Origin of the sequence: Streptomyces cahuitamycinicus, from assembly GCF_002891435.1 — a bacterium.
Taxonomy (GTDB): Bacteria; Actinomycetota; Actinomycetes; order Streptomycetales; family Streptomycetaceae; genus Streptomyces; species Streptomyces cahuitamycinicus.
In genome coordinates, this window is sequence record NZ_POUC01000290.1 from 1 (window position 1) to 10,528 (window position 10,528).

Sequence of the window (10,528 nt, forward strand, 5' to 3'; positions counted from 1 at the left end):
GCCGGCGAAGACGGCGTCGAAGGGCCCTTCGACGCCGTCTTCGCCGCCTACCTGTTCCGCAACGTCTCCTACCCGGACTGCGCTGGCCGTGGCTGCTCGCCGTCACCGGGACCTGCACGGCAGCCGCCTGGTTCGCCGCGGCAGCCGGGGAGGAAGACTCCCTCCCCTTCCTGCTGCTGCTCGCACCGCTTCTGCCTCTCACCTGGGTGGCGGCCAGCTACGGAGGCAGAGCCGATCCCTTCGCACCGGTGATCCGCAGCACTCCGGCCGGCGGACTGCGTCTGTTGATGCTGCGCACAGGTGTCGTACTCGCCCTCTGCCTTCCCCTGCTCCTCGTCGCCGCGATGGCGGGCGTCGGCGTGTCGCCATGGGCGGCCGCCTGGCTGGTGCCCAGCCTGGCGCTGACGCTCGTCACGCTGATCCTGGGTTCCTACATCGGCTGCACGCTCGGTGCGGTCGTGACCAGCGGTACGTGGCTGCTGGTGATCGCCGCCATCGCCCGCCTCTCCCTGCGCCAGGACGGCAAGATCAGCTCCTACGGGACCGTGCTGCTCAATGTGCTCAAGAACTTGTTGGACGGCGGCTCCCAGTTCGTGTGGGGAGTCGCGTCCGGCGTGCTGGGTGCCCTTCTCGTCGTTCGGCGGCACTCCTTCAACGATCTGAGGTCCCGGTGATCAGCGCCACCCGATTGACCGTTCGGCACCGCCGCACCACCGCTGTGGACAGCCTCGATCTGGACCTGGGGCACGGTGTCCATGCCCTGCTCGGCCCCAACGGAGCCGGTAAGAGCTCCCTGTTGCGCGTCCTGGCCACGGCCGCAGCAGCGGTGGAAGGCGAGCTGAAGCTGCTGGGGCGCGATCCGCGGCGTCCCGCCGAACGCCTGGAGATCCGACGCCGACTCGGCTACCTGCCCCAGACGTTCGGCATGTTCCGGGGCTTCACGGTACGGGAGTGCGTCAGCTATGCCGCCTGGCTGAAGGACATGCCCCACCGCGGTGCCACCGACGCGGTGGAACGCGCCGTGGACCATGTCGGCTTGACCTCACGCATGGACGCCAAGTACCGCACCCTCTCCGGCGGAATGCGACGCCGGGTCGGGATCGCCCAAGCCCTGGTGAACAATCCTCAACTGCTCCTGCTGGACGAACCCACCACGGGCCTCGACCCGGCCGAGCGCGACCGCCTCCACGCCCTGCTCCGGCAGCTGAACGCCACCACGACCGTGGTGCTTGCCACCCACCTCATGGAGGATGTGCACGCCTGCTGCGACAGCGCAATCGTGCTCTGCGCATCCCGCAAGGTCTTCCTCGGATCCCCGCAGGCTCTGCGAGAGGCGGGCGGTTACGCAGCAATCGTCGGGGACGCCCCTGCTGAGAATGCCCGTTGAGAAGATTGCAGGCCCGTCCGCGACCTACGCGGTTCTGGCGTTGTGCAACCGCAGTGCCTCGCGCAGCCAGTCGTCCGCGGAGCCCGGGGTCGGCCGGGGGCGGCTGCCGGGCGGAGTCACGACGACGGCGGCGAGTTCCCAGTACTGGTTCAGGCGCGCCTCGGCCGACAGCCGGGCGGCCAGCAAGCGGCGGAACTCAGGGGTGTCGCGGCTGCGAAAGGCACTGGCGTATGCAGCGACGTAGGCGTCCAGGGCCTCACCCGGATGGGGGTCGTGTGCCCGGCGCAGGTGTGGAGCCGCGAGTTCGAAGGCTTCGGCGAGGCCCGCGTACAGCAGGACGGCGCCACCGGCCCCTGCTGCTCGGTGCACGTCAGGTTGGGGCTGCCGACCGTCCGGGCAGGGCGCCGTCGTCATCGCGTGCAGCCGGGCGAAGGCGAGTACCTGGGACGGGTACGGTTCGTCGGGCGGCTGGGGGACGGCCACCTCCAGGAATGCCGCCGTTGCCGGGCGCGGCATCCGTGGCGGCAGCCAGGCGCGCCAGAATCTGGCCAGTGGTGCGGTGCTCGGCGGGGTGCTCAGCGCGCTGAGCAGCCTCAGCCGACCGGCGCGCTGAGCCGGCGGACAGTCCCGCACCAGCTGGAGTGCCGCTTCCCGCCAACGCAGGACCTTCAGCTCATTGCCGAGTCCGCGCAGGCGGCTGTCGAGGGCGTTCTCCAGCACACGGCCGGCTGCCTCTTCGTCCTCGAGGATGCGGCGTACCTCCGGCAGGGGCAGATCGAGGGTGCGCAGGCAGCGGATCAGCTGCAGTCGTTCCAGTGCCTGGGGGCCGTAGCGGCGGTGCCCGCCACTGCTGCGGGCCGCTTCCGGGAGCAGACCCCGGTCGGAGTAGAAGCGGACGGTCTTCACCGTGGCACCGGCGCGCTCCGCGAGTTCGCCGATGCTCCACAACAGATCGTTGGACGTAGACAGTTGAACCTCCCTCAAGGGGAGTTCCTACGGTACTGGTGCGCTGGCGAGGCAGACACGGTGGCCTGCGGGCGACGGCGTACGCGACGGGCGCGGCGCCTTGAGGCGAACCCGAAGAATCCGACGGGTCCGACGGCTCCGACAGGTCCTACGGGTCCTACAGGTCCGACAATTCCGAAGAGTCCGGGGAGGACTTTGTGCACGTGTTCATCATGGTCGCGGGTGTGTTCACCGGGGCCCACGTCTGGGAGGAGACGGCCGCGCGGCTGAGCGCGTCGGGCAGCACGGCGCACGCTGTCCCGCTGACGGGCATCGACCCGGCCCGCCCTGCCATGCCGGCGCACGTCGGTCTGGAAACGCACATCGAGGACGTGATCGCGGCGATCGACGCGGTGGATGTGACGTCCGGGCGGGAGATCGTGCTCGTCGGTCACGACTACGGGATCCACCCGGTGCTCGGCGCCGCTGACCGGCGGGCAGAGCGCATCGCGCGCGTCGTGTACCTGGACTGCGGGATGCCGCAGAACGGTCTTCCGGCGCTGGCCGCCGTGCCGGACCAGGCGCTGCGCGCGCAGCTGGCCGAACGCGCCGAGGCCGGCGAGCGCGAGGGCGTGCTGGCGCCACCGCGGCATGACGAGTGGGAGCGCTGGGGCAGCACCGCCGACGTGGGCGAGGCGGCCCTTGAGCGGTTGACGGCACTGGCAGCGCCACAGCCGCTGGGCACTCTGCTTGAGCCGCTGCGGCTGACCGGAGCGGTGGCCGCGGTTCCCGTCACCGGCGTGCTGTGCGCCCGGAACGGCGCCGGTATCGACCAGGTGCAGAGGCTCGTCGACTTCGGCGACCCCGCGCTGGCCGCCCTGGCCGAACCTCAGGTCACCTTCTTCGAACTTCCCACCGGGCACTGGCCGATGCTGTCCTGCCCGGACGCGCTGGCCGACGTCCTGCTGCGGGCCGCGGCCGGTGACGGGCACCGTCTGCGGCCGGCCGGCGACGACGCACCGGCGCCTGCCCACCTGCGCCCGTTCCCACTGGGCGTCCCCGAGCTGCCCCGCGACCGCCGGGGTCATGTCGATCTGTACGTCCCCGACGGCGGGGGCCCGCGACCGGCCGTGGTCTTCGTGCACGGCGGACCCGTGCCCGCGGGAGCACGGCCGCGACCGCGCGAGTGGCCGACGCTGGTGGCCTACGCCCGCTTGGCCGCCGCCCGGGGAATGGTCGGCGCGACGCTCGACCACCGCCTCCACGACGTCGCGGACTATGCCCGCGCCGCCGAGGACGTCGCCGCCGGGGTGGAACTGGTGCGGTCCGACGCCCGAGTGGACGCCGACCGGATCGCCCTGTGGTTCTTCTCCGGCGGCGGCCTCCTCACGACGGACTGGCTGACACGACCCCCCGCCTGGCTGCGCTGCCTGGCCGCGTCCTACCCCGTCCTGGCGCCCCTTCCCGCCTGGGGCATGGCAGGCAGCCGCTTCCACCCCGCCAGGGCGGTCGAACAAGCCGGCCCCCTGCCCATCGTCCTTCTCCGCGCCGGGCGCGAGGCTCCCGAGATCGCCGCGACCGTCGATGCGTTCGTGAGCGCGGCGTACGACAGCGCTGCGCGACTCGAAATGGTCGATGTCCCCAACGGCCACCACGGTTTCGAAACCCTCGACGCGCCGGAGGAGACGATCCCCGCCCTGCACCGGGCGATGCGCTCGGTGGTCACTCACCTGACCAGGTGAGCCCCCAGCCGCCGCCATCATGGCGTGACATCGGTCGGCGTCACTCGGCCGCTTCCCCTCGCCCGCTTCCCCTCGTCCGCGTGCCCGCGCTCGTTCGCCTGCTCTCCGCCTTGCCGCCGAGCAAACGGCCGATGAACAACCGGCCGGTGAACAAACGGCCGGTGAGGGCGTCAAGCCGGGCGGATCGCGCCCTTGATCGCCGACTGGCCGGCGAAGAACACCGACTCCTCACGGATGAGCGCTCCCGGCCCGAAAGCGTGAATCATCATGCCGTCGCCGCTCCAGATGCCGACATGGCCGAGGTCGTCGTGGAAGAAGACCAGGTCCCCGACCTGAACATCAGCGAGCGGGACCTGCACTCCCGCTCTCCACTGGTCCTGGATGGTCCGGGGAAGCGTGACGCCGACCGTCCTCCACGCGGCCTGGGTGAGACCGGCGGCGTCGTACGATCCCGGCCCGACCGCGCCCCAGACGCACGGCAGACCGATCTGCGCGCGGGCGAAATCGATCACCCGTTGGGCCTGGCTGCTGGGGCCGGCGAGCGGCGTCAGCCAGGATCCACCGTAGGCACCGGGTGTGTAGGCGGTGGCGGGAGTTTCACGTGCGGTGAGGGCATCCGGGGCGGTCAGGGCGGTGGTCACCGCCGGCTCGGCGGGAGCGGATGCGATGGCCGGCTCCATGGGCACCGCTGGAGCATGAGCCGCCAGGGCAGACGCAGGGATGTCGGGCAGACCGGCGCCACGGGTCGTGGTGGTCACTGCGGCCGATGGACCGGGAGCGTGGTACATGGCGAGATCCGCTGACAGAGGCGTGGCGTACGGTGCGGTCGTACCGGTCGCCGGACCGGCACCGTACGCCCGCGGCCCGTCAGTTGGAGGATCCACCCGGTAAGCGCCCGCGTCAGTGTCCTGGACGGCGGGCAGCGCCGCGAGGGACGGCGGGCCGAACTCCGGTGCGGGCGCTGGTGCGGGCTCGTACAGCGACCACGCCGCCGCGTCGCCGTCGAGCCCCGGCTGCGCATCGGCCGGCGAGGCACCGTTGCCCCGCCGGGATTCGTCTGCCGCAGCCGGTGCGGGACGCCGTCCGGAGAGCTCCGGGAGGATTTCGGTGATCGCTGCCCGGGCTGATCCGCCGGTCAGCTCCAACGCGCGACCGGTGGGCGCCGGGGGCGCTTCGAGAGCGCGGAGTTCCGCGGGACGTTCCGCCGGGCGCACGGGCGGCGCTGCCTGGGGTGCGCGGTCGGGCCGGGCCGGCACCTTCCCGTCCGACTGCCACGCCGGCACGGACGGGCCCAGCTTGGCGCGGGCGACGTCGAACCACTGCCGGGCAAGGCCTCCGACCGCCGGCTCCGTGTTCTTCTCGGACCGGCCGCGAGCGACCGTGCCTCGCTGACGCGGGATCGCGGCCGCACGGGTGGCGTTGAAGGTGCCGGTGTCGCTCTCGGCCCGGTCGTAGAGGCTGTCGATCCGCCGCCGGACCTCATCAGGGCTCGGCCCCTCGCCGTCATGCGCCAACACGGGCACCAGCCAACTGCGAGAGCCGGGCCTCGGCAGTGAGGGCCTCCGCGGCAAGGGAGTTGGCCTTGCCCGGGAAGTCGGTCACTCCGAGGCGCGAGGTTCGATCCAGCGCCATGGAAAGGGCACCCCTTCAGTCCGAGAGCGCACGGAGCCACCTGCTTCTTGGTGGAAGTCGTGCATGCTGTAACCAACTTAACCAACTTGTGAGTCTTCCGTGAAGATCGAAGTCGCGAATTGCCTGATATGCCTCTGTGACCTTCACCCCTCTCTTGGGCGACCCCGGCGCGGGCCTCAGATGCAGAGGCAGAACGCCGCGCCTCTCGGGTGCAGCCGCAGAAACGCCAGGGGCGACCTGCTCGGCGGGTTCGGCGATCAGGCCGTACCGATCCCGCGGATCGTTCTGGACCGCCTCCGCCTCAGGTGAGGAAGCAGCCCTCAACGGCGTCTCAGCACAGGACTCGCAGGGCCCCGGGCAGCACTCTGACCGTCACCGGGAGGACGGCCTCGATCTCGCCGTCCGCGCCGTAGGGAACGTCTCGGTCGGCCTCGATGCGTATCTCCCGGCCGCGCACCACCTGCACCTGGGGGCGCTGGATGTGGGCGCCGGTGTCGAGTTCCTTCATCAGGGTGAAGAACAGCCGGCGCGGCGCGTCGCGGATCATCACGACGTCGAGCAGACCGTCGTCGAGACGGGCCTCGGGAGCGATGCGGCGCGCGGAACCGTAGTAGCTGGAGTTCGCGGCCACCACGGTGTAGCCGCTGTACGCGTGGTCCCGGCCGTCGACGGTGATCCGGTAGCGGACAGGGCGCCAGGTGCTGATCGCGCGCAGGGCACCGGCGTAGTAGGAGGCCGAACCACGCAGCATCCGGGAGCGGTTGGCGTGAAGGTTGGCCAGTGCGTCCACGCCTGCGTAGACGCTGCCGAGCACGACGGTGGCGGCGTGGACGGACGACGTGACCTCGATGGTGTCCACGGCGCGCGGCCTGCCGCGGAGCAGCACCCGGGCCACGCCGTCGGGGTCGCCGGGCAGGCTCAGGGCCCGGGCGAAGTCGTTGCCGCGGCCGGCCGGGACCATGCCGAACAGGGCGCCGGTGCCGCTGAGGGCTCCGCCGATGCTTCCGGTGATCCCGTCGCCGCCGACGGCGAGCACCACCCGGCCGCGTTCCCCGGCGTGCCGGGCGAGTTCGCGGGCGTGGGTGAGGCTGCGGCTGTACTCGGTCTCCAGCTCGGCGCCCGCCTCCCGGAGCAGACGGGCCACCTTGTGCAGCGCCGCGGCGCTGGTGGCTCCGCCCGCGGTGGGGTTGACGACGGCGGTGAACTGTCGCATCGATGTGCCTCCGGGCTGACGGGTGGTGCCGGGCTGACGTCTGGTCAGGGGTGGTGCGGGTTCGGGCCGAGCGGGGTGTGGTCAGTCCGCCGGAAGCAGCACGCCGGGGTTCAGCAGGCCGTCCGGGTCCAGCCGTCGCTTGACGGCCCGCAGCGCCGCCACACCGAGGTCTCCGGCCTCCCGCACGTACCAGTCGCGGTGGTCGGTGCCGACCGCGTGGTGGTGGGTGATCGTGCCGCCCGCAGCGAGGATCGCCTCGTTCGCGGCGTGCTTGGCGCGCGTCCAGTGCTCGACCGGGTCGGGGCCCTGGGCGGAGACGATCGTGAAGTAGAGCGAGGCGCCGTTCTCGTAGACGTGCGAGATGTGACACATGACCAGCGGCGGGGTGCCGTTCTCGGTGAGCGTGGTGGTGAGCGCGTCGCGGACGGCCGCGTACAGGCCGGGCAGTCGCGACCAGTAGGCGGCGGTCTCCAGCGTCTCGGCGAACGCACCCGCTTCGAGGAGCGAGTCCCGCAGGTACGGTGCCGCATAGCGGCCGTGTGCCCAGCGCTCCCCCGGCTCGTCGCCCGCCAGCTCGCCGCCGCAGTCGGTGAGTACGGCCGCCGCGGCCGCCCGCCGTCGCGCGGTGTCCTGCTCGGTGCCCTCGAAGCCGACGACGGCGAGGCATCCGGCGCTGTGCTGCTCGACGGCGGAGCCGATGGCCTCGGGCTGGGCGAGACCGATCAGGGTCTCGGTCTCGTCGGACAGCCTGAGGACGGTGGGGCGGGGGCCGTCCTGGGCAAGCCGGCGCAGCGCGGCGGTGCCCTCGTCGAAGGAGGCGAAGCGCCACCCTTCGTAGCGGCGCGTCCGCGGGACCGGGCGGATGCGGACGGTCACGGAGGTGATCACGCCGAAGGCGCCCTCCGAGCCGAGCATCAGCTGCCGCAGATCGGGTCCGGCTGCCGAACGGGGTGCCCGGCCGGTGTCGAGGGTGCCCTCGGGTGTGGCGAGGGTGAGGCCCAGGACCATCTCGTCGAAGCGTCCGTAGCCCGCGGAGGCCTGCCCGCTGGAGCGGGTCGCGGCGAAGCCGCCGATGGTGGCCCACTCGTAGGACTGGGGGAAGTGGCCGAGGGTGAAGCCGTGTTGGGCCAGGAGCCCCTCGGCCTCGGGTGCGCGCAGGCCGGGCTGGAGGGTGGCGGTGCGGGAGACGGGGTCGAGGTCGAGCATGCGGTTCATGTGCCGCAGGTCCAGGGCGACGAAGGGTGCCTTGCCGGAGGGGGCGAGTCCGCCGACGACGGAGGTTCCGCCGCCGAACGGGACGAGCGGTAGGCGGTGTTGGGCACAGACGCGGAGCACGGCGAGCACTTCGTCGTGGCTCTGCGGGAGAGCGACCGCCGCCGGGGCGTCGGTGGTGTCGGCGGCGCGGATGCGCAGCAGGTCCGGGGTGGACTTGCCGCGGGTGTGCCGGATGCGGCTCTCCGTGTCCGTGCGGAGGCTCTCCGCGCGATCGCCGAGTGCGGCGTGCAGCGCTTGGAGCGCGGCGCTCTCCAGGTCGGGCGTGGAGAGCGTGATCTCGTCCAGCCGGGCTGATGCCGTGGGCTGCGGCTTGACGCCGAGCCAGTCGCGCAGCAGCCCGGTGACGGTGTCGGGCAGCGGCGTCGCCCTGGCCGGGTCGCCCCAGCCGTTCCACAGCATGTCCATGCCTGTTGTCCTCACCGGTCGTCGGGGTTGCCGCTGGAGCGGCCTCGGGCGTTACACTGTTACACATGACGCCTAATCGTCACAACAGCTTGGCCCAGCACAAGTCATCCGACAACGACGTGGTGCTCGACGCCGTCCGGGACTGCGTCCTCGCCGTCGGTGTCCGCCGCACGACCATGACCGACGTGGCCCGCCGCGCCGGCGTCTCACGGATGACGCTCTACCGCCGCTGGCCCGACGTCCGTTCCCTGGTCGGTGATCTCATGACGCGCGAGTGGATCGCCGTCGCGACCGGAGCCATGCCCGAGCGCCGGCCCGAGGTGGGCACGCGCCCGCCGCTGATCGACGGCCTGGTGGCGGGTGTGGAGGCCTTCCGCGCCCACCCGCTCTTCCAGAAGATCGTCGACGTGGATCCCGAACTGCTGCTGCCCTACGTGCTGGACCGCCGCGGCGCGAGCCAGGAGGCCCTGCTGGAGCTGCTCGCCGGGGCGCTGCGGGAGGGACACGCGGACGGCTCGGTGCGTGTGGCACCCGCCGAACGCCAGGCCCGGACCGTGCTGCTGGTCCTGCAGTCCTTCGCCCTGTCCCTGCGCACCATGACCGACGAGGACGACGCCGAGCTCACGAGCGGGGCCTTCCTCGCCGAACTGCGCACCGTTCTGGAGAGGACCCTCACCCCATGAGCCTGACCGGCATCCCCGCCGCCGGGGCCTCCCTGTCCGCCGCGCGGCGCAGCCGCGACCTGACCGAGGCGGCCGACGGCCGCGTGGTGGACGTGCTGGTCGTCGGCCTCGGTGCGACCGGCGCCGGAGCGGCCCTCGACGCCGCCGCCCGCGGTCTCGACGTCGTCGCCGTCGACGCCCACGACCTCGCGTTCGGCACGTCGCGCTGGAGCTCCAAGCTCATCCACGGCGGGCTGCGCTACCTGGCCTCGGCGCAGTTCGACGTCGCCCACGAGAGCGCGGTCGAACGCGGCGTGCTGATGGAGCGGACGGCGCCCCACCTGGTGCGCGCCCAGCCGTTCGTGCTGCCCCTGACCGGACTCGTCTCACGCGGCCAGGCCGCTCTCGCCTGGGCCGGTTTCCGGGCCGGCGACGCGCTGCGGCTGTCGGCCCACACGGCTCGCGCCACACTGCCCGCCCCGCGCCGGCTCTCCCCGGTCGAGACCCGGCACCTGGCTCCGGCGTTGCGCCCGGCGGAGCTGCGCGGCGGCCTGCTGTCCTGGGACGGAAGGCTCACCGACGACGCCCGCCTGGTGACCGCCCTCGCCCGTACCGCCGCCGCACGGGGCGCCCGCGTCCTGACCCGTGTCCGGGCCCTGGAACTCTCCCCGTCCGGGGCCCGCATACGCGACGAACTCACGGGCGCGGAGGGCGAGATCCGAGCTCGTGCGGTGATCAACGCATCCGGTGTGTGGGCCGGTGACCTCGTGGAGGGCATCAGGGTCCGGCCCTCGCGCGGCACCCATCTCGTCCTGCGCTCGCAGGACATCGGCCCGCTCCCCGCCGGTCTGCACATCCCCATCCCCGGCGAGACCAACCGCTTCGTCCTCGTCCTGCCGCAGGACGACGGCCGGGTCTACGTCGGACTCACCGACGAACCCCTGGACGGGCCCGTCCCGGACGTCCCCGAGGTGCCAGAGACGGACATCGGCTTCCTGCTCGACGTCCTCGGCTCCGTACTCGACGTCCCCGTCCGTCGCAGCGACGTCGTCGGCGCGTTCGCCGGGCTGCGCCCCCTGTTGGACACCACCCCCACCGCACAGCCCGGCGCGGCCTCGCGCACGGCCGACATCTCCCGCCGGCACGCGGTACTGACCTCACCGGACGGCGTGGTCAGTGTGGTCGGCGGCAAGCTCACCACCTATCGCCGGATGGACGAGGACGCCGTGAACGCCGTGGGCGGCGCACGCGGCCTGGCCGCCGGCCC

9 protein-coding genes and 1 pseudogene are annotated in these 10,528 nt (G+C 72.4%); 6 read left to right on the forward strand and 4 right to left on the reverse strand.

Translation table 11 applies throughout. The features are described from left to right. The 3 genes and pseudogenes from C1J00_RS47130 to C1J00_RS29885 all read left to right on the forward strand — a co-directional run. A pseudogene (locus tag C1J00_RS47130) lies at positions 1-78 on the forward strand (ubiquinone biosynthesis methyltransferase UbiE); the annotation flags it as partial. A 170-nt stretch (positions 79-248) separates the two neighbouring features. Further along, entirely contained in the window at positions 249-674 is a 426-nt protein-coding gene (locus C1J00_RS47135; RefSeq protein WP_245936558.1) for a hypothetical protein, read from the forward strand. Positions 675-688: 14 nt separating this feature from the next. Then, entirely contained in the window at positions 689-1,387 is a 699-nt protein-coding gene (locus tag C1J00_RS29885) for an ATP-binding cassette domain-containing protein (RefSeq protein WP_245936559.1), read from the forward strand. Positions 1,388-1,411: 24 nt separating this feature from the next. Here C1J00_RS29885 and C1J00_RS29890 read toward each other — a convergent pair whose 3' ends face one another. After that, the gene (locus C1J00_RS29890) at positions 1,412-2,371 is read right to left on the reverse strand and encodes a helix-turn-helix domain-containing protein (protein WP_245936560.1); all 960 of its coding nucleotides are present in this window, start codon (positions 2,369-2,371) and stop codon (positions 1,412-1,414) included. A 179-nt stretch (positions 2,372-2,550) separates the two neighbouring features. On the opposite strand from C1J00_RS29890, the gene C1J00_RS29895 reads away from it, so the two are divergent. Continuing rightward, complete coding sequence (locus C1J00_RS29895) at positions 2,551-4,074, forward strand: alpha/beta hydrolase (RefSeq protein ID WP_102912109.1); 1,524 nt, start codon at positions 2,551-2,553, stop codon at positions 4,072-4,074. Positions 4,075-4,244: 170 nt separating this feature from the next. Here the strand turns inward: C1J00_RS29895 and C1J00_RS47140 are convergent, their stop codons facing one another. From C1J00_RS47140 to C1J00_RS29910, 3 genes are all read right to left on the reverse strand, one after another. Continuing rightward, entirely contained in the window at positions 4,245-5,591 is a 1,347-nt protein-coding gene (locus C1J00_RS47140; RefSeq protein WP_245936561.1) for a C40 family peptidase, read from the reverse strand. 446 nt (positions 5,592-6,037) lie between these two features. Further along, positions 6,038-6,919 (reverse strand): diacylglycerol/lipid kinase family protein, encoded by an 882-nt coding sequence (locus C1J00_RS29905; RefSeq protein ID WP_102912110.1) that lies wholly within the window; start codon positions 6,917-6,919, stop codon positions 6,038-6,040. 81 nt (positions 6,920-7,000) lie between these two features. Beyond that, the gene (locus C1J00_RS29910; protein ID WP_180989738.1) at positions 7,001-8,599 is read right to left on the reverse strand and encodes an FAD-binding oxidoreductase; all 1,599 of its coding nucleotides are present in this window, start codon (positions 8,597-8,599) and stop codon (positions 7,001-7,003) included. Between the two features lie 65 nt (positions 8,600-8,664). Between C1J00_RS29910 and C1J00_RS29915 the strand changes: the two genes are divergently transcribed. Next, positions 8,665-9,282, forward strand: a complete 618-nt coding sequence (locus tag C1J00_RS29915) for a TetR/AcrR family transcriptional regulator (RefSeq protein WP_102912111.1) — start codon at positions 8,665-8,667, stop codon at positions 9,280-9,282. Next, positions 9,279-10,528, forward strand: a 1,250-nt coding sequence (locus tag C1J00_RS29920) for a glycerol-3-phosphate dehydrogenase/oxidase (RefSeq protein ID WP_102912112.1), incomplete at its 3' end; no start/stop codon positions are given. The genes C1J00_RS29915 and C1J00_RS29920, both read left to right, overlap by 4 nt.

Coding starts and splice junctions, on each gene's coding strand:
- C1J00_RS29905 (WP_102912110.1), bottom strand. CDS start 6,919: ATGCGACAGTTCACCGCCGTCGTCAACCCCACCGCGGGCGGAGCCACC.
- C1J00_RS29910 (WP_180989738.1), bottom strand. CDS start 8,599: ATGGACATGCTGTGGAACGGCTGGGGCGACCCGGCCAGGGCGACGCCG.
- C1J00_RS29915 (WP_102912111.1), top strand. CDS start 8,665: ATGACGCCTAATCGTCACAACAGCTTGGCCCAGCACAAGTCATCCGAC.